Source organism: Lactococcus muris (assembly GCF_042849115.1).
In the GTDB taxonomy this organism is placed as follows: Bacteria; Bacillota; Bacilli; order Lactobacillales; family Streptococcaceae; genus Lactococcus; species Lactococcus muris.
Genome location: NZ_BAAFQO010000002.1, coordinates 145,333 through 167,674 on the forward strand (window position 1 = coordinate 145,333; position 22,342 = coordinate 167,674).

The window sequence follows — 22,342 nt, forward strand, 5'->3', positions numbered from 1 at the left end:
TTTGTTTCGTATTTGAAAGAACAAACTCACCAAATAAAAAAAACGATATTCGGGTGGGTTATTTTGTTATACCCTAAATTACCCTCTGAATTTGTTTTTAAATTTGGAGGGATTTTTTTATGTCCTTTTTTCGGGCAGTTATCTATCTGCTCATACGAAGCAAAATTTATCAATACATAGCATATCAGAGAACGGCAGGAAACCAGTTAAAAAAATTTCTGCCAGTGCAACGGTACTTCTCACCTTGAAAGTAGAAGTACAATCTCCATACAATAGAATTACTATTTCCTATAACCGTAAAGGTCACAGAGCCTTTGCGGTTTTTCTTTTGTCGATTTTTGTTGGAAAGTGCCGTAGGGCTGTTTCTGATATGCGGTGTCGTTCTCCGCCTCTCCATCTGGATTTTTTACATTTCAAAAATTCAGATGGGAGGTATTTATGGTGAAATATGCACCAAGAAAGGTATATATCAGAGAAAGTGGCGGCTATGTGGAATTATCCTACACGGAGTTCTGCCGTTGCAGGGAATCCGACCAGACCTATATGGACAAGCTGTTTATCCCCATTCAAGGCTGTCTGCTTGAAGTCGTGAGGGAGCAATACACAGACTTCTACCGTGACAAGGAACGGTGGCGTTATCTGCAAAAATTAGATACAAAGAATAGACTGCTATCTCTCGACGGATTTACGGACAGCGAGGGGAATCCTCTGGACTTTATCACTGATGAAGCGGTGGACATTGCAGAAACCGTTGTCAATGCGGTCATGGTGGACAGGCTGAAAGCCGCCCTGCCTTTGCTGTCGGATAGTGAACAGGAGCTGATACAGGCAATCTTTTTTGACGGACTTTCCGAGCGTGAAGTCGGGGCGAGGTTGGGCATAACCCAGAGCGTTGTAAACAAACGCAAAGCCAGAATCCTAATAAAACTAAGAAAGATAATAGAAAATTAAAATTTAAGGCGTTCAGCCCCCTTGTTTTTTCCTTTGGGAAGATGAGGGGGCTTTTCTCTGCCCTCTCAATCAATTCTGATTGGAGGAAGTAAGAATGGCATACAACCACGGACGGGAGGACAGGAAATGGCGTATCTGGAAAGAAGCGGAGGAAAAGCTGCTGCGTGAGTGCGGCGTTGATGAAGCGACCATTGAGCAGATACGCATGGCGGACAGGGCAGACTTCAATTCCAACAGGCGGTTTTACCGATGGACGAATGACGTTGCGGAATATCTTGAGGACATGGCAGGCAGGGAGCGGCAGGCGGAAGTGGGTACGGTTGCGGAGTTACTGGAAGAGATTGAGAGCGAAAATCTCTATCAAGTATTAGTCACGGTGGACGGGCGTACCTTGAAAATCGTCCTGCTGAAAATGCAGGGGTATTCCACAAAGGAGATTGCCCCGCTTGTGCATTTGACGACTGGTGCCATCTATGCGAGGTTAGACCATCTGCGGAAGAAGCTGCGGAAAATTTTATAGCTTCTAAAACAGCCTGCCATCCTGCGGGCTACTGGGTGAGGGATGGAAATCCCCTCACTCATTTTTTGCAGGAGGACAACAGGATGGCATACAGGGTTAAGGCATACACGCTTCGGGAGGAATCCACGGAAAGCGGCACAAGGTATTTTATCAGCTTTAAGGACGGGCAGGGCAAATCCCACGAGTTGGAAGTGTCGGAACAGTTCTTTATGGAGTTTCGGCAGATGGAGCGCAGGAACAGGAATCTTTTCTAATGGGACGAGCGGCACAGGGAGTTTAACGAGGTATGGGACGAAACCCTTTACAGACGGGCGTTGCGTGTGCCTAAGAGCCTTGATGAACGCATGGTTGAGGAAGAACGGAATGAAACGCTCTATAAGGCGGTTGGGAGCCTTCCAGAGATACAAAGGCGGCGTTTCCTGCTCTACTACGAGTATGAGTTCAATTTTTACCAAATCGCCGCTATGGAGCATTGCACCGCTTCGGCAATACAGAAATCTGTTGCGATTGCAAAGGAGAAAGTAAAGGCGGAAATTGAAGAAATATCTCCAACCGTGACCGACACCGCCCGAAAAAGAAATCTGTTTTTTATTTGTGTGGGATTGGCGGCATTACATACTCTCACTTTTTTCCGTGGGAGTAAATCTATTTTTAAGGAGGTCAACGCCTATGTGCAACGAAAACAAAGACACCGCCCGAAAGGAGGAAAGCCATGCAGAAGTTACAGACAGTCAACGCCGAAACGCTCCTTTATGAACCGCTTGAGAAACCATCCTTTGTGGTGGACAGCCTTATCCCGACAGGCTTATCGCTGTTCTGCGGCTCACAGAAGATAGGCAAAAGCTGGCTCATGCTGAAGCTATGCTTATGCGTGTCGCAGGGAATCCCTTTATGGGATATGCCGACAATGGAGGGCGATGTGCTTTACCTCTGCCTTGAGGACACGTTCTGCCGCATACAGGACAGGTTATTTCGTTTGACGGACGAAGCAAGCGGGCGGCTCCACTTTGCCGTGGCAAGCTGCAAGCTGTCAGACGGTCTTATCGTGCAGCTTGAAGATTATCTGAAAGATTACCCAGACAGCAGGCTCATTGTCATTGATACCTTGCAGAAAGTCCGTACAGCTTCAAAAGACAATGCCTATGCAAGCGACTATGGGGACATCTCCCTCATCAAAGACTTTGCCGACAGGCACTCTCTGGCGGTCATTGTCGTACACCACATCCGAAAGCAGAATGACAGCGACGTGTTCAACAAGGTGTCTGGGACGACAGGATTAACGGGGAGTGCGGACGCTACCTTTGTTCTGGAAAAGGAGAAACGTGCGTCTGACACCGCCAAGCTGTATGTGACGGGCAGGGACACGCCTTATCAGGAATACACGCTGCGTTTCCGTGATTGCCGTTGGGAGCTTGTGGAGCGGAAAACGCAGGAGCAGCTTGCGAAAGAAACGATACCAGATGTCCTTTTTCGGTTGGTGGATTTTATGAGGGATAAGGAAGAATGGATAGGCACGGCAACGGAACTGTTAGCCGCTATGGGGGAAACGGAAACCATACCCACGGTGATTACGAAATGGCTGAATGAATACCGCACCACATTTTTAAGCGAGAACCGTATCTGCTACCAGTACAGCCGCAGGAAAGACGGCAGGCGGATTGCCCTTGCAAGGAGGGCGGGTGACAGCGGTGATGGTGGTGACAGCGATATTAGGATACCCCCCTGTTACTGTCATTGACGCTTAAAGCCATGTAAAGCTGGCGGCTCTGCCCTGCGGGTGACAGCAGTGACGGTGGTGACAGTGATTTTAGGATACCCTGCCGCTGTCATCCCTACGGGAGAACACCCCGTAAACGCAAAATGCAGGCGTGAGATTTACTCGCCCTTTTCGGTCGTGTAAAACCACCCCTGCGGTCAGAAAAATCATTCCGATTTTTCCGACTGCGTTTACAGGGTGTAACACACTACACTTTGCCCTGCAAAGTCGTGTGCCAGACGTTCCCTCTGGACTCCCTTAAGGCAGGGCTGTGCCCTGCTATCCTACGCCTTACGGCTTCGGATAAAAGAATGGCGGCATGACGGTGACGGCTCTTGCGAGGGGGGTATCCCAAAAACACCGTCATCATCGACATGACCGTCATGCAGGGGGTGAGGGTGACAGTTGCGGCAGTCGGCAGGGGGTATCCCAAAACTGCTGTCACCACCGTCACCGCTGTCACCCCAAAGGACGGTCACCCGCCGAAAGAAAGGAGGAATCCGCCTATGCCTTATGCAATCCTGCGTTTCCAGAAACGAAAAGCGGGCGGCGTTGCGGCTTGTGAACGCCACAACGAGCGGAAGAAAGAAGCCTACAAAAGCAACCCAGATATAGATATGGAACGCTCTAAAAACAATTACCATCTCATAGCACCACCAAAGTACACCTACAAGAAAGAGATTAACCGCATGGTAGCCGAAGCGGGGTGCAGGACAAGGAAAGACAGCGTGATGATGGTGGAAACGCTCATCACAGCTTCACCAGAATTTATGAACCAGTTACCGCCCGAAGAACAAAAAGCGTATTTCCAGACGGCTCTTGACTTCATTTCGGAGCGTGTTGGAAAGCAGAATATCCTCTCCGCTGTCGTCCATATGGACGAGAGAACGCCCCATATGCACCTCTGCTTTGTGCCGATTACGCCAGACAATAAGCTGTCAGCGAAAGCTATCTTAGGCAACCAGAAATCATTATCCGAGTGGCAGACCGCCTACCATGAGCGGATGTCCTCACGGTGGAATCAGCTTGAACGGGGGCAGTCCTCAATGGAAACCAAGCGGAAACACGTCCCCACATGGCTCTATAAATTAGGCGGCAGGCTTGATAAACAGTATGAAGAAATCGTGTCTGCCCTATCCGACATCAACGCCTTTAACGCAGGGAAGAAAAGGGATAAAGCGTTAGATTTACTCTCTGCATGGCTGCCAGACGTGGAGAAATTCTCTAAGGAAATCGGGAAACAGCAGGCGTATATCGACAGTTTGAAAGAGAGAATTGGGCAGGAATCAGACTATGCGGGGCGTATGCGTGATGAAAAGTACGAGCAGGAACTAAAGGTGCAGAAAGCGAATCAGAAGATATTTGAATTGCAGAGAACCAACGAGCAGATGGGGCGGCTGCTGTCAAAAATACCGCCCGAAGTGTTGGAAGAATTGCAGAAAAATCATAGAAGCAGAGCGAAAGAAAGGTAGATATGTGAATGAAGAAACAGGATTTTAAGGTGTTAAAGACCAAAGACTTGTACCCGTTCCCCGACAATCCGTTTCATGTGGCAGAAGATGAAACACTGTCAGAGTTAGCGGAAAGCATCAAGGAATTTGGCATTGTCACGCCGATAATCACACGCCCGAAAGAGGACGGGGACGGTTATGAAGTGATTGCAGGACAGCGGCGTGTCCGTGCTTCTGAACTTGCAGGGATAAATACCGTGCCTGCGTTTGTCCTGCCCTTAGACCGTGACCGAGCCATCATCACCCTTGTAGACAGCAATTTGCAGCGTGAGAATATCCTGCCATCGGAGCGGGCGTTTGCTTACAAGATGAAATCCGAAGCCATGAAGCGGCAGGGTTTCCGCACAGACTTAACCTCGTCACAAGTTGTGACGAAGTTGCGGACGGACGACAAGGTGGCACAGGGCTTCGGCGTGGGCAGGATGACCGTGCAGCGTTTTATCCGCCTGACGGAACTGATACCGCCGATTTTGCAGATGGTGGACGAGGGGAAAATCGCCCTCACGCCTGCGGTGGAACTGTCCTTCTTGAAGAAAGACGAGCAGGAAAACCTCTTTGCCACGATGGAGAGCGAAGAAGCAACGCCCTCACTCTCACAGGCACAGCGGATGAAACAGTTAAGCCAGAGCGGGCGGCTTGACATGGATACGATATTTGCGATTATGACGGAGGAAAAGGGCAACCAGAAAGAAACCTTGAAAATCAACACAAGCAAGCTGAAAAAATACTTTCCGAAGAACACAACGCCGAAGCAGATGGAGGAAACCATCATCAAACTTTTGGAGCGTGAGTTGCAGAGGAAACGCAACCGTGACAGCCGCTAATCTTCTTTTTTCGGGAAGTAAATACAGAGAGTTGAGGTATGGAGAATGAGAGAAATCCAGTATGAAATCGTAAAGGAAATCGCAGTATTGTCTACGGGCGACAGTGGCTACACAAAGGAAATCAATCTCATTTCATGGAATGGGAAAGAGCCGAAGTATGACATCCGCAGCTTTTCCCCGAACCGTGAAAAGTGCGGCAAGGGAATCACGCTGAACGCTGATGAAGCGGCGGCACTCCTTAAAGCATTACAGAAAGAATTAAACAGCGAGGATTAATGGTATCTGATTGGCAGGGCGGGGACATTTCCAAACTCTTCCCTGCCCTGTCTGGAAAGGAAGATTTAAGTATGGGCGAGGATAAGAAAGCAGATAAAAAGAGAAAGCGTATCGTGCCAAAAGCACCAGTGCAGATGATAATCAGCCGTGAATATGTCGGCACACAGACCGTTACAGAAGCGTTTGTCCCGATTATCTCCGAGGATATTCGGAAGAAGATTGCCGAGGGCGACACCTTCGACAATGAGGGGCTGTCCGCTTAGAATGTACGCAATGGGACATGAAAACAGATAGGACAGATACGGAGGTTTTACAGTATGGCAGGAATCAAAGAAGAAAAGAAAATCTATTTAGTCGGCATTTATTGCCGCTTATCTAAAGACGATGGTACGGATAACGAGAGTGCGAGCATTGCGACACAGAAATCCATCCTCACGGATTATGTGAAAAAGCAGGGATGGCACATAGCAAAAACGTATGTGGACGATGGTTATTCTGGTACAAATTTCCAAAGACCAAGTTTCCAGAATATGATAAAAGACATTGAAAGCGGTCTGATAAACTGCGTGATTACGAAAGATTTATCCCGTCTGGGGAGAAACTATCTTGATTGTGGGTTATATCTGGAAGTTTTCTTCCCAGAGCATAACGTGAGGTATATAGCGGTCAATGACGGCGTAGATACCTTGAATAAATCTGCTATGGACATCACGCCTTTCCGCAACATTTTAAACGAAATGTATGCCGCTGACATATCTGTTAAGATAAAATCGGCATATCGGGCGAGGTTTCAACAGGGGAAATTCATGGGAACTACCGCCCCTTATGGCTATATCAAAGACCCTGCCGACCACAACCATCTGCTGATAGATGATAAAGTGGCACATGTTGTAAAAGAGATATTCGACCTTGCATTAAAAGGGAATGGAGTTGCCAAAATTTGCAGACATCTTAATAAACAGCATATCCTACGCCCTGCCGCTTATGCGGCGGAGCGTGGCGAAACAGGCTTTGAACGTCATTTTGAGGGGAACGAGGACAAACGCTATATTTGGAGTGGGAACAGCGTGAGGAGCATTTTAAGAAGCCCGATATATGCGGGAAATCTTGTAGGCTACAAACGGATTGCCGCCAATATGAAAAGCAAGAAACGCCCCTCTAAGCTGCCCGAAGAATGGGAAGTGATACCCAATACCCATGAGGGAATAGTCACGCAGGAGGAATTTGATATTGTCCAACAGCTTATTACAAGTCGTAGGCTTCCACAGAACAAGGGAGGATTTGTAAATATTTTTGCAGGCGTTATCAAGTGTGTGGACTGCGGATGTGCTCTGCGGGCAATGAACGTACACAGGAGGAAACGCCCAGAGATTATCGACTGTGTACAGTATTCATGTAATAATTATGCAAGAAACGGAAGAAGCGAGTGTAGTGCCCACAATATAGAAGCAAGGGATTTATTCAATGCCGTTCTTGCCGACATCAACTGTTTTGCGGATATGGCAGTGAATGATGAAAAGGCGGTCAGGGCCATAGAAAAGCGGCTCACGGAAACAGACCAGAGCAGGGCGAAAGCATTAGAGAAAGAACGTAAGAAGCTGAACAAACGCCTTGCGGAACTGGACAGGCTGTTTTCCTCTCTCTACGAGGATAAGGTCATGGAGCGTATTACCGAGCGGAATTTTGAGATGATGTCGGGGAAATACCAGAAAGAGCAGCTTGAAATTGAAGCAAGGCTGAAAGAGGTGACGGAAACTCTTAATGAAAGCTACGAGAAATCACGGGGAATCCGTGACTTCCTCGCCCTTATCCGAAATTATCAAGGCTTAAAAGAACTGGATGCAACAGTTATAAACGCACTCATAGACAAGATACTTGTTTCGGAGCGTGAGAAGATGGCAGACGGAACAGTGAAGCAGGAAATCAAGATTTACTATAAATTCATCGGCTTTGTCGATGAATTACATATCATACCTACAAAACGGTGGGCAGCAATGCCCGCTAAAAATTGTACGGTGTGCGGCGTTGAATATGTCCCGGGCTCTGGTGCATCAAGGTATTGTCCTGCTTGTGCCAAGAAGATACGGAGGGAGAAATCAAACGAGAGCAAACGCAGGAGCAGAGAACAGAAAAGGATAGCATGTATGAACTGTCCGCAAAAAATGACCGACTGATTTGGAACAGCGTCAAGGGAGGATTGAAAGGCAGGGCAATCTGTTTCCCGAAGTGGAGGTTTACCGCTATGTGACCGAGCAGACCTTTGATGCTTACCTCTATCAGTTGGTAGAAAGCAAGCAGAAATTTATCTCCCAGATAATGACGAGCAAAAGCCCCGTGCGTTCCGCCGAGGATGTGGACGAGGTGGCTCTTTCCTTTGCGGAGGTCAAGATGCTTGCCACAGGCGATGAGCGTTTTAAGGAAAAAATGGACTTGGATATGCAGGTGGCGAAGCTGAAAGTCTTGAAGCAGAGCTATCTTTCCGAGCATTACGACCTTGAGGACAGGATACTCAAATACTTTCCGCAGACCATTAAAGAGTATGAGGAACGCATTGCCGGCTACGAAAGCGACGCCGCCCTTGCCGAACAGCACAAGCCGCAGGGCGAGGATAAGTTCTGTCCCATGACCTTAAAGGGCGTGACCTATAAGGAAAAAGCGGATGCGGGCGAAATGCTCCTTGCGGTCTGTAAGGAAAACCCGCTGTCAAATCCCGTGGAAATCGGCAGCTACCGAGGTTTCAAGATGGAGGTTTATTACGACACCTTCAATACCCATTACTGTCTTAATCTCTGCGGAAAGACAAAGCACAAGGTTGATTTAGGCACGGATGCTCTGGGAAATCTCACCCGTATTGAAAACGAGATTGGGAAAATCCCTGCCAGACTGGAAGCCGCCAAGACCCGAAAGGCGGAAACCTTGGAGCAGCTTGCCAATGCAAAGACCGAGGTATTGAAGCCGTTTGCCTATGAAGATGAGCTGAAAGAAAAGACCGACAGGCTGAACGCCCTCAATATTGAGCTGAATCTGGACGAGAAAGACACCCCTGTTATGGATACCGAGCCAGAGCAGGAAAACGAACCGCCCGAAAAGAAAACACAGAGCTGGGAGCGTTAAATCCCATTTGCACATTTGTATTGCTGAAATCTGGGCAGTATAATAGGTGACGATAAGAAAAATCGGAGGTGAGGAAAATGTCTAATACGTTCAGATTTGAAACTTTTGTAGATGTTCACGGCAATATCTTCAACGAATATCTAAGCTCTGTCGTTGCCAGACTGTCGAAAGAGGACGAGGAATACAAAGCCCTGCAAGAAAAGATTGAGGGCATTTATGAGGAATATCCCAAGGTTTTAGCCGTATTTGACAGCGAAACCGAAAGCGAGCTGACCGAGAAAGAATGTGCGGCTCTCATTGAGGTAATGGAGTTAAAGAATAAACTCACGGACATGGAGATGCAGGCGGTGTACTTCCGTGGCTGCTATGACAGCGTGGGTTATCTCAAAAAGGCAGGGATTTTATAACGGACTGACCGAAGAAAGACGGCGTTGGCGTGAAAGCTGATGCCGTTTTTTACATAGCCGAGAGGTTTTCTTTACCGAAAGCCCCTCGGCTAAATTCATTTCTGGAGGTGATTTTATTTGAATGGGAAGCAACCGCTATGTGCAGTTTGACCCCGCCGTGATTGAACAGGCACGGCAAATCGACCTGCTCTCCTACCTGCAACGGTACGAGCCGAGCAACCTAAAGCGTGTGGCGGGCAATGTCTACTGCACGAGGGAACACGACAGCTTGAAGATTTCCAACGGCAAATGGTACTGGTGGTCAAGGGGCTTCGGCGGCTATTCCGCCCTTGATTATCTGATGAAAGTACGGGAATACAGCTTCGTGGAAGCCGTGCAGACCCTCACGGGGGATATGGGCGACTGGAAGCCGCCGCCCCCTGTCGTAAAGAAAGACGAGCCGAAAGTGCTGCTTTTGCCAGAGAAAAACGCAAACGCAGACCGTGTGACAGAGTACCTTTTCGGGCGTGGCATTGACTATCAGCTCATACAGGACTGTATCGCAGAGGGCATCATCTTTGAGGGCAGGAAGTACCACAACGCTGTTTTTGTCGGCAAGGACAAGAACGGAACGCCAAAGTATGCGGCTCTTAGGAGTACGCTTGGCAGCTCCTTTAAGGGCGACGCATCGGGCAGCGACAAGCGGTATTCGTTCCGACTTCTGGCAAGAGAGCCGACGGACACGGTGCATCTATTTGAAGCAGCCATTGATTTGCTGTCCTATGCCACCTACCTCAAATGCGAGGGAAAGGATTACAGGAAAGAAAACCTGCTCTCTTTGTCGGGCGTGTATCAGCCGAAAAAGGAACTTTCAGAGAGCAAAATCCCCATTGCCCTATCCACTTACCTGCAAGAAAACCCACAGGTTAAGACCGTTATCCTGCACTTGGATAACGACAGGACGGGCAGATTATGCACCGCCGCCCTTAAAGAATTATTGCAGAAAGACTATCAAATCGTTGACACCCCGCCGCCAGTCGGCAAGGATGTCAACGATTTTTTAATGTCCTATCTGGGGCTTGCCAAGCAAAATCCCCACCGTGAAAGGAGGGATGCCCGTTGATTGTGCAGCAGATTTTTAGCAGGAAAGACCATTAAGACCACACCAAATTTAAGAATGAAAGCGAGGATTTTACCCATTGAAACAGTATGATGTAACGCTCACAGGACACTATGAAAAGACCATTTCCGTCTATGCCGACAGCCCCGAACAGGCGGCGGAGAAGCTCAGAATCATCCTCTTTGACACCGACCTTATCGACTTTTCCGATGAGGATTTTGTCTGCGGCGAAGCCGATATTATGGAAGCAGACGAGGACGGAGAAAAGGAAATTGACCCGTCCGATGAGGGTGAGGACGAGTGTCTGAAGCACGAGGATTGTTCGGAATGTCCGTACTTCTGCCCGATGTGCGGAGAATGCCGTCTGGAGGACGAGGACTGAGCAATGTCTTACCAAGCACTGAATTTGGTTATCCATCTTCCGATGGACGCCCAAATTCGCTTGTTAGGGGATGCCCCCTAATACCCCCATAAAAGGATGCCGCCAAGAAAGCGGTCAGAAGAAAGGAGCTTTAAGAATGAGCGAGTTTTTATTCTTTGTCATCGGCACGATGCTCGGCAGCATCATTGGCGTTGTGCTGATGTGCCTAATGCAGATTAACAGGCTCTCCGAGGGAAAGGAGGATGCCGATGCGAAAAAGAAATGTGCAGATACTTTTCCGTCTGAATGAGGAGGAAGCCGCCTACCTTTATGAGCTTGTGGAGAGGTCGGGGCATTCCAAGGAAGCCCTGCTTCGTTCCATGCTGATGGGCTACCGCCTTTGCGAGAAGCCAGACCCAGAATTTTACAAAATCATGCGGGAGCTGTCGGCAATCGGCAACCGCATCAACCAGCTTGCGGCGAAAGCCAACGCTCTTGACTTCGTGGACGCCCCGATGCTCCGTGAGGAAGCCAAGCGGTGGCGGGAGTTCCGTCTGGATGTGAGCAGGAGCTATCTTCTCCCCAGAAAGCAGACGGGCTGATGGCGGTGTGCGAGATATGGGATGTGAAAGGCAGGCTCGACCACCCCATCGACTATGCCGAGAACCCAGAAAAGACCGCCAACCCCAAGTACAGCGAAAGCGATTTACAGGCGATGGTGGATGTCATGGAATACGCCACCAATAAGGACAAGACCGAACAGCGTTTTTTTGTCAGCGGCGTGAACTGCGACCCCGCCACCGCAAGGGATGAAATGATGATTGCCAAACATCAGTGGAACGACACGAGCGAGATTGTCTGCTACCACGGCTTCCAGAGCTTCAAGGCAGGCGAGGTCACGCCAGAGGTTGCCCATGAGGTGGGCGTGAAGTTAGCCGAGAAGATGTGGGGCGGCAGGTTTCAAGTGATTGTCGCCACCCACTTAAATACCGAGTGCCTGCACAACCACTTTGTTGTCAATTCTGTTTCCTTTACGGACGGCAAGCATTACCACGACAACAAGAAAAACCTGCGGCTGCTCCGTAAGCGTTCCGATGAGCTTTGCCGTGAGTATGCGTTATCGGTCATCGAACACCCAAGCGGGAAGAAAAAGCCCTACGCCCTCTACCAAGCGGAAAAGCATGGGCGACCTACGAGGGATACCGTGGCACGGCAGGCGGTGGACGAAGCCATCTCCAAATCCTACACGCTGAAAGACTTTGACCGCCAGTTGTCGGAAATGGGATACCGAGTGAGCTTTGACCCCAACCGCAAATACTGGACGATTATCGGAAAGGGATGGCAAAGACCGAAGCGGCTCTATAAGCTCGGAGAGGATTATACCAACGAGAGGATTGTAGAGCGCATTAAGGAAAATTCCTATGCGGTGAAATTTTCCCGTTTTGCCGAGCAGACAAAGCCCGTCAAGGTCATAAGGGTAAAAGGCTCATTAAAGGATGCCAAGAAAATCGGCGGCTTGCGTGGGCTGTATCTCCACTACTGCTATAAGCTCGGCATCCTGCCAAAGAAAAGGCAACCGAATTATGCACGGCTTCACTATCTCCTAAAGGACGACCTTATGAAGATGGAAGCCATCACACAGGAAACAAGGCTGCTCTGCCACAATCATATTGATACGGCGGAGCAGCTTTGTTCATATAAAGGCTCTCTGGAATCCGAAATCCATGAGCTGACCGAACAGCGCAAGGGGCTTTATTCCCAGAGCCGTAAAGCAGGCGGCGAAGAAAAAGAAGCGGTCAAGGCTCGGCTTTCAGAAATCACGGAGCGTATGAAATTTTTACGGAAGGAGGTCAGATTGTGTGAGGGCATCGAAGCCCGCAGCGATACCCTCAAAGAAAAGTTAAAGGTCATACGGGCAGACGAAAACAAACAGCAAAGAAAGGAGCTGATGAAGGATGAACACAGGCGGCGAAGCGGCGGAGCAAATCGTAAGAATGAGCTTGGAGGGATTTGAGGTCGCTGCCAAAATCACAGGGGCGGGTGCGAAGAATATCGCCATCCTCTTGTATTCCATTCTCAAAGAGGAAAAGAAAACCAAGGGCAAGGCGAGGCTGACTTCCATGCTGCGCTCTGGCAAGGAGCTGAAAGTCTTTACCGTCAAGCGTGGCGATTTGCAGAAATTCACGCAGGAAGCCAAAAAATACGGCGTACTCTACTGCGTCCTCACAGACCGCAAGAACAAAGACCTCAATGCGGAGGTCGATGTGATTGCCAGAGCCGAGGACGCATCGAAAATCAGCCGTATCGTGGAACGCTTCAACCTTGCTTCGGTGGATACCGCATCCATTGTTACCACGGCGGAAAAAAGCAGGGATGCCAAGGACGGACAGCCAGAGCCAGAAATCACAACGCCCGAAAAGGCGGAGAAAGACAAGCTCATGGACGCCCTTATGGGAAAGCCGATGCAGAAAGAGGAAAACGCCCCAAACCCCTCGGTGGCAAAGACGGAAAAATCCCCTCTGTCCGAGCCTACCTCAGAGCAGCCAAAGAAATCCGCAGAGGGGGCTACTATGACTAAGGCGGAGAAACCGTCGGTCAGAGAAGAACTGCGGAAAATCAAGGAGAGCCGAAAGGAGCAGGAAGCCGATGCCCCTGCCGTCGGCAAAGACAAATCTTCCGACAAGGCGAAGAAACCGCCCGCAGGAAAGACGGAGCATAAACAGCCGCCGAAGCGGAAGAAACCGAACAAATCGAAAGGAGCAAGATAAATGAGTATCTATGATGTATTTAACGGCGGCAGCCGCCCCTTTAACAAAGAGGAATGGGCTGCCCAGAAACAGGCGCAGCGGCAGGAAGCCTATGGGCTGATTGACACGACCTGCGAAAAGATGCTGACGGACGGCGATGCGTTTCGCCAGTACCTTGATGTGCAGGGGCGTTGTTGACCGCTACTCTGTCAACAACGCCATCTTAGTGTCGGCACAGATGCCCGAAGCGGCGCAGCTTAAAGAACGGGCGGCTTGGAAGCAGAGCCGTGTCTATGTGAACAAGGACGCACAGAAAGTCGTTATCCTTGAGCCTGGCAAGGAATACACCCGTGATGATGGCACAAAGGCTGTCGGGTATAACGCCAAAGAGGTTTTTGATGTTTCCGAAACTTCTGCAAAGGACAGGCAGCAGCCGCAGGAGAAGAAATCTATCCGTGAGCTTGTGTCGGCAATGATTGACGCAAGCCCTGTCGGTTTTCAGCCCGTGGAGGAGCTTGAAGTGCCTGTGTTCTATGACAGCTCGCAGCAGACCATTTTTATCAAGACGGGGCTTTCCGAGGAACAGCTCTTTGTGAGCATGTCAAAGGAGGTTGCGGCGGCGGTCTTTGACTTCAAGCATAACGAGAGCCGTGACGCTTCCGATTTCAAATCGTTCTGCGTTGCCTATATGGTAAGCTCCCGTTATGGCGTGGACACCAGAGGCTTCAACTTCGGCAAGCTTCCCAAAGAGTATGAGGGGATGGATACGCAGGCGTTCAAGGGCGAGCTTGGCTCGATGCGTGATGTCCTTGGGGAAATCCAGAGCGATATGTATAAGAGCATGGAGAAGAACAAGCCGCCGAAGTCTAAGGAGCAGGAACGCTAACAGGAGGTACAGCCTATGAAAGAAGAACGCTACCATCTGGCTATGGATAAGTATGATAAGAACATTATGCTCAACGCACTGAACACGCTGCGTACCGAGCAGGTACGGGAGGAACGCCCCACCGACCCCGTTGACGAGCTGATTATCAGAGTATCCAAAGCCCCGACCAGAAAAGTAAAAGTCGCCCCGTGCAGGTGCAATGAGGAACGATGAGAACAAGACGAGCCTAATCCTTGCCGTATGCGGCATCGTACCCGTTGTGTGGCTTGCCCTGCTGACAGCACCTTATGTCAGCGGCGGCATCGTGGAGATAATCGGCGGTCTATCCGCAGCAATCAATCAGCCGTTTTCCATAACGGTGTGTGAGGACAGTTTAAGGACTGTCCTTATTTTTTTGCTTGCCTATGCTATGGGCATCGGCATTTATCTCTCCACACGCAGGAACTACCGCAGGCGGGAGGAACACGGCTCTGCCAAATGGGGCAATGCAGGTACGCTCAATAAAAAGTACCGAGAGAAAGACCCGACCCAGAATAAGCTGTTGACCCAGAATGTCCGTATCGGGCTGAACGGCAAGAAGCACAGGAGAAATCTGAATATCCTTGTGTGCGGGGGAAGCGGGGCAGGAAAAACTCGCTTCTTCTGCAAGCCCAACGCCATGCAGTGCAACACCTCAATGGTGATTTTAGACCCAAAGGGGGAAATCGTGCGGGATGTGGGCGGTCTGTTGGAGAAGAAAGGCTATGAGGTGCGAGTGCTTGATTTAATCAATATGCACAAGAGCCATTGCTACAACCCTTTTGTGTATTTAAGGAACGACAACGATGTGCAGCGGCTTGTAACCAATCTCTTTAAGGCAACCACGCCGAAAGGAAGCCAGTCGCAAGACCCGTTCTGGGATACGGCGGCGAGTATGCTGCTCCTGTCTTTGGTGTTCTATCTGAAATACGAAGCACCGCCAGACGAGCAGAATTTCCCGATGGTGATGGAGCTTTTACGGGCAGGCGAGGTACGGGAGGACGACGACAGCTATGTAAGCCCGTTAGACGAGCTGTTTGACCGTCTGGAGATGGTAAACCCAGAGCATATCGCCCTCAAGTATTACCGTGATTACCATTCTGGCTCTGCCAAGACCCTAAAGAGCATCCAGATAACACTTGCCGCACGGCTTGAAAAATTCAATCTGGAGAGCCTTGCGTCCTTGACCGCAACGGACGAGCTTGATTTGCCCTCTCTGGGGGAAAAGAAAGTCGCCCTGTTTGCCTTGATACCAGACAACGACACGAGCTTTAACTTCCTTGTCAGCATCCTTTATACGCAGCTATTCCAACAGCTTTTCTACCTTGCCGACCATAAGTACGGCGGGAGCCTGCCCGTCCATTGCCATTTCATAATGGACGAATTTGCGAATGTTTCGCTGCCCGATGATTTTGACAAGATTTTGAGCGTCATGCGTTCCAGAGGTGTATCCGTCTCGATTATCCTGCAAAATCTGGCACAGCTCAAAGCCCTCTTTGAAAAGCAATGGGAAAGCATCTGCGGCAACTGCGATGAATTTCTCTATCTGGGCGGCAACGAGCAGAGTACCCACAAGTATGTGTCGGAGCTTTTAGGCAAGGAAACCATTGACACGAACACTTATGGGAAAAGCTCTGGACGCAGCGGGAACTATTCCACCAACTACCAGATTTCGGGGCGTGAGCTTTTAACGCCCGATGAAGTGCGTATGCTTGACAACCGCTACGCACTTCTTTTTGTGCGTGGGGAACGCCCCGTCATGGACTTTAAGTATGACATCTTGAAGCACCCCAATGTGAAACTGACAACCGACGGAGGACAGCCGCCCTATCTCCACGGCGAGCCGACGCAGGCTGTCGCAACCCTTGTGTTTGACAGCGACATTCCAGAAAACGCCGTGAGCGTGAAGGCTGTCAGCACTTCCTATGAGCTTCTGTCCGAGGAGGACTTGGAAGAACTATTCAATTTATAAGGAGGATTTATCTATGCGAATTTTCAACAAAAAGGACACCCAGAAGAAAGAAACCACGAAGCTGCCCATGACGGGTAAGGTCAGAACGGGCTTCCGCCGCTACTGCGTGGCGGTGCTTGCCCTCACGATGGTGCTTGGCACTTCCATGACCGCCTTTGCCGCCAACGACCCGATACAGGTAGTCAACAACCTCTCTGATTTTATTTTCGGTCTGGTAAGGGCTGTCGGCATGATTATGCTCGGCTTCGGCATCGTGCAGATTGGCTTGTCGCTGAAATCCCACGACCCTTCCCAGAGGGCGAACGGCTTTCTGACCCTTGCAGGCGGCGTTGTCATTACCTTTGCAAAGGAGATTCTGACCCTAATCACAGGCTGATTGGGAAGCGGCAGACAAAATAACCCAAAGACACAAGACAGGGCTTACGGGGCAGATCCGCTTCGCGGATTGCCCCATAAGCCGATTTTTAACAAGGAGGTGGTCGAATGTCTGATAACTGGGTAGTTCAGAACTTGGAGAACGCCCTAAATACTTGGAATGAGAAGTTAGCCGAGATATGGCAGCTCATTACCCAATCCCCAGAGAATTTCAAGGGCGGAGCGATATGGAAAGCCATTGTTGACATCCACGGTGCGGTGCAGGCTATCGGGCTTGCTCTGCTCGTCCTTTTCTTTGTGGTAGGCGTGATGCGTACCTGCGGCAACTTTGCAGAGGTGAAGCGTCCAGAGCAGGCGTTGAAGCTGTTTATCCGCTTCGCCCTTGCCAAAGGTGCAGTGACCTATGGCTTGGAGCTGATGATGGCTCTGTTTAAGATTGTGCAGGGTGTCATATCCACGATTATGAATGCCGCAGGCTTCGGGGCGGCACAGCAGACGGTATTGCCGCAGGAGATTGTGACAGCCGTGGAGGACTGCGGCTTTTTCGAGAGCATCCCCCTATGGGCGGTGACGCTTATCGGCGGGCTGTTTATTACGGTGCTGTCGTTCATTATGATTATGTCGGTGTACGGCAGGTTTTTCAAGCTGTATATTTACACCGCCATCGCTCCCGTTCCCCTGTCCTCGTTTGCGGGAGAGCCGAGCCAGAGCGTCGGCAGGAGCTTTATCAAAAGCTATGCCGCCGTGTGCCTTGAGGGGGCTGTCATCGTGCTTGCGTGTATTATCTTCTCCCTGTTTGCTTCTTCCCCGCCCGTGGTCAATCCCGATGCGGCGGCGGTCACAATGGTATGGAGCTATATCGGGGAGCTTGTATTCAATATGCTCGTCTTAGTCGGTGCGGTCAAGATGGCAGACCGTGTTGTCAGGGAAATGATGGGCTTGTAAAGGAGGAACAATGGAACGGTTTTATATTTTCAAGGACGGGATGCAGCAAGGTAGCACCGCCACAAAGGAAAGTGCGGTTGACCTTATCCGCCAGTACCAGAAGCAGGAAACACACCCGTTTCTGTGGGCGGAGTTCAGCATTATCAAGGGGGAGGAAGAATTTATCCCCTACCCATCCCAGAAGAAAGCACCAAGAAGAAAGAACGGAATGGAACGGTAAGGAGGTTGGCGATGTACGATTTTGAAGCGGAATACCGCAGGATATTTGAAACGCCCCTTGAGGAAATCAAAGAGGATATTTTCTTTCGGGCAGACAATTTCCAGAATGAAAAGTGGTACGGTGATTTGCAGATGTATCGGGCAATCGGTGTCTGCAAGCCAGACAGGGAAAGCGTGTCCGACCTGCAAAAAGCACTAAAGGTCATGGGCTATCCCACGCAGGCAAAAGAGCGTGACGGTCAGCTCTACCTTGTGCCGCAGAGGGAAACACAGAAACAGCCCCCTGCCCGTAAAAATGAGGACAGGGAGCGATAAGGAGGTGAAAACGATTGGAAGTCAAGATAAATAAGGAAATCCGCAACTACACGGAGAGTATGTTTTTCGGGTTGTCTATGCGGCAGTTCGTTTTTTCTGTCCTTGCCTGCGGCGTGGCGGTGGGCTTATATTTCATGCTCCGCCCGAAGTTCGGCACGGAAACCCTCAGTTGGATGTGTATTCTGGGGGCTTCCCCTTTTGCCATGATGGGCTTTGTGAAGTACAACGGCATGACGGCGGAGCAGTTTGTCTGGGCGTGGATAAAATCAGAGTTCTTAATGCCAAAGAAGATTTTGTTTTCCCCAGACAATCTCTACTACGAAGCCATGAAATCGACCCTTGAAGCCCACGAAAAGGGCTTGCCCGCCGTCCAGAAGAAGCAGAAGCAAATAGCGGTAAAAGAAAAGGCGAAGAAACCGAAACATTTCAAGAAATCAAAAAAGCGTAAGGAGGTAAGCCATGATAAAGACGCTTAGAAACCTGTTTAAGCAGGATAAGGAAAAATTTATCGTGCCGAAATCGGTGCAGGCGGTCATCCCGCTGAAAACCATGTGGGAGGACGGCATTTTCCTTGTCGGGAAGAACAAATATGCAAAGACCTTTCAGTTTGAGGACATCAACTATGCCGTGGCGAGCCGTGAGGACAAGGAAGCCATGTTCCTTGAATACTCGGAGCTTCTTAATGCCCTCGACAGCGGGGCGACCACGAAAATCACCATCAACAACCGCCGCTTGAACAAAGCGGATTTTGAGCAGACCATCCTTATCCCTATGGCGGAGGACGGACTGGATAAATACCGCAAGGAATACAACAGGATGCTGCTTGACAAGGCGACGGGGGCTAATTCCATCGTGCAGGACAAGTATGTGACAATTTCCGTCTGCAAGAAGAACATCGAAGAAGCGAGGAACTATTTTGCCCGTGTAGGTGCTGACCTTATCGGGCATTTCAACCGTCTTGGCTCAAAGTGTACGGAACTGGATGCCAATGACAGGCTGCGTATCTTCCATGACTTCTACCGCACGGGCGAGGAAACGGCGTTTTCCTTCGACCTCTCCCAGACCATGCGGAAAGGTCACGACTTTAAGGACTATATCTGCCCCGACTCCTTTGAGTTTGAAAAGGATTATTTCAAGATGGGCAATCGGTACGGGCGTGTGATTTTCCTCAGAGAGTACGCCGCCTATATCAAGGACAGCATGGTGGCGGAGCTTTGCGAATTAAACCGTAACATGATGCTCTCCGTGGATGTCGTACCCGTTCCTACGGACGAAGCCGTAAGGGAGGTGGAAAACCGTCTTTTGGGCGTGGAAACCAATATCACGAACTGGCAGAGGAAGCAGAACCAGAACAACAACTTTTCCGCCGTTATCCCCTACGACTTGGAGCAGCAGCGAAAGGAAAGCAAGGAATTTCTGGACGATTTGACGACCCGTGACCAGAGGATGATGTTCGCCGTCCTCACAATGGTGCATACGGCTGATACCAAAGAGCAGCTTGACAATGACACGGAAGCCCTGCTCACGACAGCCAGAAAGCATCTCTGCCAGTTTGCCGTGCTGAAATATCAGCAGATGGACGGTCTGAATACCGCCCTGCCCTTCGGCGTGAGGAAGATTGATGCTCTGCGTACCCTTACCACGGAGAGCCTTGCGGTGTTTATCCCGTTCCGAGTGCAGGAAATCTACCATAAGGACGGCGTATATTACGGGCAGAATGTTATCAGCAAAAATATGATTGTCGCCAACCGCCGCCACCTGCTCAATGGCAATTCCTTTATCCTCGGCGTGTCTGGTGCGGGCAAGTCCTTTACGGCGAAAGAGGAAATGACGAGCATCATCCTCACCGACCCTAACGCCGATGTGATTATCATAGACCCAGAGCGTGAGTATTCGCCTTTGGTAAAGGCAATGCAGGGCGAGGTCATTCACATTTCTGCTACAAGCGAGAACCACATCAACGCTATGGATATGAACTCTGATTACGGCGACGGTGCAAACCCCATCATCTTAAAATCAGAGTTCATTTTGTCTTTGTGCGAGCAGCTCATCGGTGGTGCGAGCCTTGGGGCAAAGCAGAAATCCATCATAGACCGCTGTACGGCAAGCGTGTACCGCTACTATCAGCAGGGCAACTATATGGGAACGCCGCCGACCTTGCAGGACTTCCGTGAGGAACTTCTGAAACAGGATGAGCCAGAAGCACAGGAAATCGCCCTTGCGATTGAGCTTTTCACGGACGGCTCCCTCAACACCTTTGCCAAGCACACGAATGTGGATACCAAGAGCCGCCTTATCTGCTATGACATTCTGGATTTGGGCAAGCAGTTACAGCCTATCGGTATGCTTGTGGTGCTTGACAGCATCTTAAACCGCATCACCCAGAACAGGGCGAAAGGCAGGAACACCTTTATTTTCATTGACGAGATTTACCTGCTCTTTCAGCATGAATACTCGGCAAACTTCCTCTTTACCCTCTGGAAGCGTGTGCGTAAGTACGGGGCGTACTGTACGGGCATTACCCAGAATGTGGACGACCTGTTACAGAGCCACACGGCAAGGACAATGCTTGCAAACTCCGAGTTTATCATCATGTTAAACCAAGCGTCCACGGACAGGATTGAGCTTGCCAAGCTCCTTAATATCTCCGATTTGCAGATGAGCTATATCACCAATGTCGGTGCAGGTCAAGGGTTACTCAAAGTGGGCAGCTCCCTTGTGCCGTTCGTTAATAAGTTCCCACGCAATACGGAGCTGTATAAGCTGATGACGACAAAATTTGGTGAGGTCTAAGAGAGGGGGATTTTTATGTCAGAGATAAGGTTTCGCAATAAAGCCCACCGTGATTTCTTTCTGGAAAATATGATGAAATGCAGGGTAAACGATTGTTACCACAGGGCGTTTTTCTATGTGATGGGGATTGCGGAGGAAACAAGGAACAACATCCATGCCATGTTCGATTTCAAGACGGACTGCATTGAGCCAGAAGGGATGCACGGCGGATGGCAGACAAGCGGCACGGTCAAGGTCTGCCACCTTGCTTTTAACCTCTGGAACGGTTACGCCGAGGACGGGCGTGAGAGGTATTTCACCCCAGAGGAATTGTTCTGCTGCGAGTTCGCCCCCTACTTTATGGAGGGCATCAAGGTGAGGTATCCCGAATATTGCAGGGATTTACCCACGCCCAAGCAGCACACCGATAATGTAAGGTAGACCAAGAAAGGAAAAGAAAGCCTATGAAAGAATATCTGAAAAAATACCAGTCTGTTATCTGTATCGTTGCCGTCGTCTGCCTTTTAGGTGCGGCGGCTTTTTGTGGCTGGCATATCTGCCACCACTATGCACAGGTGGATGAGCAGACCGAAGCCTTTGCGGAGATTGCCAAGGTTGTGGAGAACGCCCCTGCGGAGGAAGAAACGCCAGAGGATACGCCCGTCAGCGAGGGCGAGGACATTCTGGCGAAATATAAGGAGCTGTATTTGCAGAATGAGGATATGGCAGGTTGGATTTCCATTGACGGCACGACCATCAATTACCCCGTCATGCAGACGAAGAACAATCCGAATTTCTATCTGAAGCACAACTTTGAAAAGGAATACAGCGATTTGGGAGTGCCGTATATCCAAGAGGACTGCGACCTTGCCGCAAGCGACAATCTCATTATTTACGGACACCACATCAAGGGCGGCAGGATGTTCGGGGCGTTGGAGGATTACAAATCCAAGAGCTTTTATGAAAAGCACAAGACCATCCAGTTTGACACCCTCACGGAAGCTGCAGAATATGAAATCATCGCCGTATTTAAGACCGTGGCGTACAGTGCGGAGGGCTACCGCTATTATGATTTTGTGGATGCGGAGAATGAGGAAGAATTTAACGCCTATGTGGAAAAATGCAAGGAGCTTGCACTATATGATACGGGCGTAACTGCTGAATACGGCGATAAGCTCATTACCCTCTCCACCTGCGAATATTCCGCACAGAACGGCAGGCTTGTCGTGGTGGCGAAAAAGACAGACTGAAATGACCGCAAATCCTCTGGGAAA

General features: G+C 49.9%; 28 protein-coding genes and 1 pseudogene. All 29 read left to right on the top strand.

All coding sequences use genetic code 11. The features are described from left to right. The first annotated feature begins 438 nt into the window (after positions 1-438). The 29 genes and pseudogenes from ACGHCK_RS01935 (at position 439) to srtB (ending at position 22,318) form a co-directional block, all read left to right on the top strand. Positions 439-951 (top strand): sigma-70 family RNA polymerase sigma factor, encoded by a 513-nt coding sequence (locus tag ACGHCK_RS01935; RefSeq protein WP_000241709.1) that lies wholly within the window; start codon positions 439-441, stop codon positions 949-951. Between the two features lie 94 nt (positions 952-1,045). Continuing rightward, entirely contained in the window at positions 1,046-1,471 is a 426-nt protein-coding gene (locus tag ACGHCK_RS01940; protein ID WP_000323895.1) for an RNA polymerase sigma factor, read from the top strand. Positions 1,472-1,554: 83 nt separating this feature from the next. Continuing rightward, positions 1,555-2,029, top strand: a pseudogene (locus ACGHCK_RS01945) (RNA polymerase sigma factor). 154 nt (positions 2,030-2,183) lie between these two features. Continuing rightward, complete coding sequence (locus ACGHCK_RS01950; RefSeq protein ID WP_001170964.1) at positions 2,184-3,209, top strand: AAA family ATPase; 1,026 nt, start codon at positions 2,184-2,186, stop codon at positions 3,207-3,209. Between the two features lie 524 nt (positions 3,210-3,733). Further along, positions 3,734-4,699 (top strand): MobV family relaxase, encoded by a 966-nt coding sequence (gene mobV / locus ACGHCK_RS01955; protein ID WP_001820668.1) that lies wholly within the window; start codon positions 3,734-3,736, stop codon positions 4,697-4,699. An 8-nt stretch (positions 4,700-4,707) separates the two neighbouring features. Then, a complete protein-coding gene (locus ACGHCK_RS01960) occupies positions 4,708-5,562 on the top strand; it encodes a ParB/RepB/Spo0J family partition protein (protein ID WP_000743700.1) in 855 nt (284 codons plus the stop codon). Positions 5,563-5,607: 45 nt separating this feature from the next. Beyond that, positions 5,608-5,838: a YdbC family protein gene (locus tag ACGHCK_RS01965; RefSeq protein WP_001206986.1), complete on the top strand. Its 231-nt coding sequence runs from the start codon at positions 5,608-5,610 to the stop codon at positions 5,836-5,838. Beyond that, positions 5,838-6,101, top strand: coding sequence for a hypothetical protein (locus ACGHCK_RS01970; RefSeq protein WP_000253176.1), 264 nt, complete (start codon positions 5,838-5,840; stop codon positions 6,099-6,101). Before ACGHCK_RS01965 ends, ACGHCK_RS01970 begins: the two co-directional genes overlap by 1 nt. A gap of 54 nt (positions 6,102-6,155) precedes the next feature. Continuing rightward, positions 6,156-8,012, top strand: a complete 1,857-nt coding sequence (locus ACGHCK_RS01975) for a recombinase family protein (protein ID WP_001820670.1) — start codon at positions 6,156-6,158, stop codon at positions 8,010-8,012. A gap of 1 nt (position 8,013) precedes the next feature. Further along, positions 8,014-8,952, top strand: coding sequence for a helicase (locus tag ACGHCK_RS01980; RefSeq protein ID WP_271327939.1), 939 nt, complete (start codon positions 8,014-8,016; stop codon positions 8,950-8,952). A 77-nt stretch (positions 8,953-9,029) separates the two neighbouring features. Continuing rightward, complete coding sequence (locus ACGHCK_RS01985) at positions 9,030-9,359, top strand: DUF6664 family protein (protein ID WP_271327938.1); 330 nt, start codon at positions 9,030-9,032, stop codon at positions 9,357-9,359. A gap of 121 nt (positions 9,360-9,480) precedes the next feature. Continuing rightward, on the top strand, positions 9,481-10,461 hold the full coding sequence (locus ACGHCK_RS01990; protein ID WP_271327937.1) for a DUF3991 domain-containing protein: 981 nt from the start codon (positions 9,481-9,483) through the stop codon (positions 10,459-10,461). A gap of 76 nt (positions 10,462-10,537) precedes the next feature. Then, positions 10,538-10,840 carry a hypothetical protein gene (locus ACGHCK_RS01995; RefSeq protein WP_271327936.1) on the top strand — a complete coding sequence of 101 codons (303 nt, stop codon included), beginning with the start codon at positions 10,538-10,540 and terminating at the stop codon, positions 10,838-10,840. A gap of 136 nt (positions 10,841-10,976) precedes the next feature. After that, the gene (locus ACGHCK_RS02000; protein WP_271327935.1) at positions 10,977-11,129 is read left to right on the top strand and encodes a DUF3789 domain-containing protein; all 153 of its coding nucleotides are present in this window, start codon (positions 10,977-10,979) and stop codon (positions 11,127-11,129) included. Further along, a complete protein-coding gene (locus ACGHCK_RS02005) occupies positions 11,089-11,421 on the top strand; it encodes a plasmid mobilization protein (RefSeq protein WP_271327934.1) in 333 nt (110 codons plus the stop codon). The genes ACGHCK_RS02000 and ACGHCK_RS02005 overlap by 41 nt, the downstream gene beginning before the upstream one ends. Next, positions 11,358-12,833 carry a relaxase/mobilization nuclease domain-containing protein gene (locus tag ACGHCK_RS02010; RefSeq protein ID WP_271327933.1) on the top strand — a complete coding sequence of 492 codons (1,476 nt, stop codon included), beginning with the start codon at positions 11,358-11,360 and terminating at the stop codon, positions 12,831-12,833. The genes ACGHCK_RS02005 and ACGHCK_RS02010 overlap by 64 nt, the downstream gene beginning before the upstream one ends. After that, positions 12,775-13,587: a PcfB family protein gene (locus tag ACGHCK_RS02015; protein ID WP_271327932.1), complete on the top strand. Its 813-nt coding sequence runs from the start codon at positions 12,775-12,777 to the stop codon at positions 13,585-13,587. The genes ACGHCK_RS02010 and ACGHCK_RS02015 overlap by 59 nt, the downstream gene beginning before the upstream one ends. Continuing rightward, positions 13,588-13,764, top strand: a complete 177-nt coding sequence (locus tag ACGHCK_RS02020; RefSeq protein ID WP_271327931.1) for a hypothetical protein — start codon at positions 13,588-13,590, stop codon at positions 13,762-13,764. Next, positions 13,724-14,452, top strand: coding sequence for a hypothetical protein (locus ACGHCK_RS02025; RefSeq protein ID WP_271327930.1), 729 nt, complete (start codon positions 13,724-13,726; stop codon positions 14,450-14,452). Before ACGHCK_RS02020 ends, ACGHCK_RS02025 begins: the two co-directional genes overlap by 41 nt. Positions 14,453-14,467: 15 nt before the next feature. Next, complete coding sequence (locus tag ACGHCK_RS02030) at positions 14,468-14,665, top strand: hypothetical protein (RefSeq protein ID WP_074082577.1); 198 nt, start codon at positions 14,468-14,470, stop codon at positions 14,663-14,665. Then, positions 14,652-16,442 (top strand): VirD4-like conjugal transfer protein, CD1115 family, encoded by a 1,791-nt coding sequence (locus ACGHCK_RS02035; RefSeq protein WP_271327929.1) that lies wholly within the window; start codon positions 14,652-14,654, stop codon positions 16,440-16,442. Before ACGHCK_RS02030 ends, ACGHCK_RS02035 begins: the two co-directional genes overlap by 14 nt. A gap of 13 nt (positions 16,443-16,455) precedes the next feature. Then, complete coding sequence (locus tag ACGHCK_RS02040; RefSeq protein ID WP_271327928.1) at positions 16,456-16,818, top strand: glutamyl-tRNA amidotransferase; 363 nt, start codon at positions 16,456-16,458, stop codon at positions 16,816-16,818. A 107-nt stretch (positions 16,819-16,925) separates the two neighbouring features. Then, positions 16,926-17,762, top strand: coding sequence for a hypothetical protein (locus ACGHCK_RS02045; RefSeq protein WP_271327927.1), 837 nt, complete (start codon positions 16,926-16,928; stop codon positions 17,760-17,762). A 10-nt stretch (positions 17,763-17,772) separates the two neighbouring features. Further along, positions 17,773-17,982 (top strand): hypothetical protein, encoded by a 210-nt coding sequence (locus ACGHCK_RS02050; RefSeq protein ID WP_271327926.1) that lies wholly within the window; start codon positions 17,773-17,775, stop codon positions 17,980-17,982. An 11-nt stretch (positions 17,983-17,993) separates the two neighbouring features. Next, entirely contained in the window at positions 17,994-18,296 is a 303-nt protein-coding gene (locus ACGHCK_RS02055) for a hypothetical protein (protein ID WP_271327925.1), read from the top strand. Positions 18,297-18,310: 14 nt separating this feature from the next. Beyond that, entirely contained in the window at positions 18,311-18,772 is a 462-nt protein-coding gene (locus ACGHCK_RS02060) for a PrgI family protein (protein ID WP_271327924.1), read from the top strand. Further along, positions 18,756-21,089 (top strand): VirB4-like conjugal transfer ATPase, CD1110 family, encoded by a 2,334-nt coding sequence (locus ACGHCK_RS02065; protein ID WP_271327923.1) that lies wholly within the window; start codon positions 18,756-18,758, stop codon positions 21,087-21,089. The genes ACGHCK_RS02060 and ACGHCK_RS02065 overlap by 17 nt, the downstream gene beginning before the upstream one ends. 15 nt (positions 21,090-21,104) lie before the next feature. Next, positions 21,105-21,509 carry a DUF6075 family protein gene (locus ACGHCK_RS02070; protein WP_271327922.1) on the top strand — a complete coding sequence of 135 codons (405 nt, stop codon included), beginning with the start codon at positions 21,105-21,107 and terminating at the stop codon, positions 21,507-21,509. A gap of 23 nt (positions 21,510-21,532) precedes the next feature. Beyond that, positions 21,533-22,318, top strand: a complete 786-nt coding sequence (gene srtB, locus ACGHCK_RS02075; protein WP_459178576.1) for a class B sortase — start codon at positions 21,533-21,535, stop codon at positions 22,316-22,318. Positions 22,319-22,342: the final 24 nt, after the last annotated feature.

Coding starts and splice junctions, on each gene's coding strand:
- ACGHCK_RS01975 (WP_001820670.1), top strand. CDS start 6,156: ATGGCAGGAATCAAAGAAGAAAAGAAAATCTATTTAGTCGGCATTTAT.
- ACGHCK_RS02020 (WP_271327931.1), top strand. CDS start 13,588: ATGAGTATCTATGATGTATTTAACGGCGGCAGCCGCCCCTTTAACAAA.
- ACGHCK_RS02050 (WP_271327926.1), top strand. CDS start 17,773: ATGGAACGGTTTTATATTTTCAAGGACGGGATGCAGCAAGGTAGCACC.
- ACGHCK_RS01935 (WP_000241709.1), top strand. CDS start 439: ATGGTGAAATATGCACCAAGAAAGGTATATATCAGAGAAAGTGGCGGC.
- ACGHCK_RS02045 (WP_271327927.1), top strand. CDS start 16,926: ATGTCTGATAACTGGGTAGTTCAGAACTTGGAGAACGCCCTAAATACT.
- ACGHCK_RS01970 (WP_000253176.1), top strand. CDS start 5,838: ATGGTATCTGATTGGCAGGGCGGGGACATTTCCAAACTCTTCCCTGCC.
- ACGHCK_RS01985 (WP_271327938.1), top strand. CDS start 9,030: ATGTCTAATACGTTCAGATTTGAAACTTTTGTAGATGTTCACGGCAAT.
- ACGHCK_RS01990 (WP_271327937.1), top strand. CDS start 9,481: ATGGGAAGCAACCGCTATGTGCAGTTTGACCCCGCCGTGATTGAACAG.
- mobV (WP_001820668.1), top strand. CDS start 3,734: ATGCCTTATGCAATCCTGCGTTTCCAGAAACGAAAAGCGGGCGGCGTT.
- ACGHCK_RS01950 (WP_001170964.1), top strand. CDS start 2,184: ATGCAGAAGTTACAGACAGTCAACGCCGAAACGCTCCTTTATGAACCG.
- ACGHCK_RS02040 (WP_271327928.1), top strand. CDS start 16,456: ATGCGAATTTTCAACAAAAAGGACACCCAGAAGAAAGAAACCACGAAG.
- srtB (WP_459178576.1), top strand. CDS start 21,533: ATGAAAGAATATCTGAAAAAATACCAGTCTGTTATCTGTATCGTTGCC.
- ACGHCK_RS02065 (WP_271327923.1), top strand. CDS start 18,756: ATGATAAAGACGCTTAGAAACCTGTTTAAGCAGGATAAGGAAAAATTT.
- ACGHCK_RS02030 (WP_074082577.1), top strand. CDS start 14,468: ATGAAAGAAGAACGCTACCATCTGGCTATGGATAAGTATGATAAGAAC.
- ACGHCK_RS02070 (WP_271327922.1), top strand. CDS start 21,105: ATGTCAGAGATAAGGTTTCGCAATAAAGCCCACCGTGATTTCTTTCTG.
- ACGHCK_RS02025 (WP_271327930.1), top strand. CDS start 13,724: ATGCGTTTCGCCAGTACCTTGATGTGCAGGGGCGTTGTTGACCGCTAC.
- ACGHCK_RS02005 (WP_271327934.1), top strand. CDS start 11,089: ATGCGAAAAAGAAATGTGCAGATACTTTTCCGTCTGAATGAGGAGGAA.
- ACGHCK_RS01960 (WP_000743700.1), top strand. CDS start 4,708: ATGAAGAAACAGGATTTTAAGGTGTTAAAGACCAAAGACTTGTACCCG.
- ACGHCK_RS02035 (WP_271327929.1), top strand. CDS start 14,652: ATGAGGAACGATGAGAACAAGACGAGCCTAATCCTTGCCGTATGCGGC.
- ACGHCK_RS02000 (WP_271327935.1), top strand. CDS start 10,977: ATGAGCGAGTTTTTATTCTTTGTCATCGGCACGATGCTCGGCAGCATC.
- ACGHCK_RS02055 (WP_271327925.1), top strand. CDS start 17,994: ATGTACGATTTTGAAGCGGAATACCGCAGGATATTTGAAACGCCCCTT.
- ACGHCK_RS01965 (WP_001206986.1), top strand. CDS start 5,608: ATGAGAGAAATCCAGTATGAAATCGTAAAGGAAATCGCAGTATTGTCT.
- ACGHCK_RS02015 (WP_271327932.1), top strand. CDS start 12,775: ATGAACACAGGCGGCGAAGCGGCGGAGCAAATCGTAAGAATGAGCTTG.
- ACGHCK_RS01940 (WP_000323895.1), top strand. CDS start 1,046: ATGGCATACAACCACGGACGGGAGGACAGGAAATGGCGTATCTGGAAA.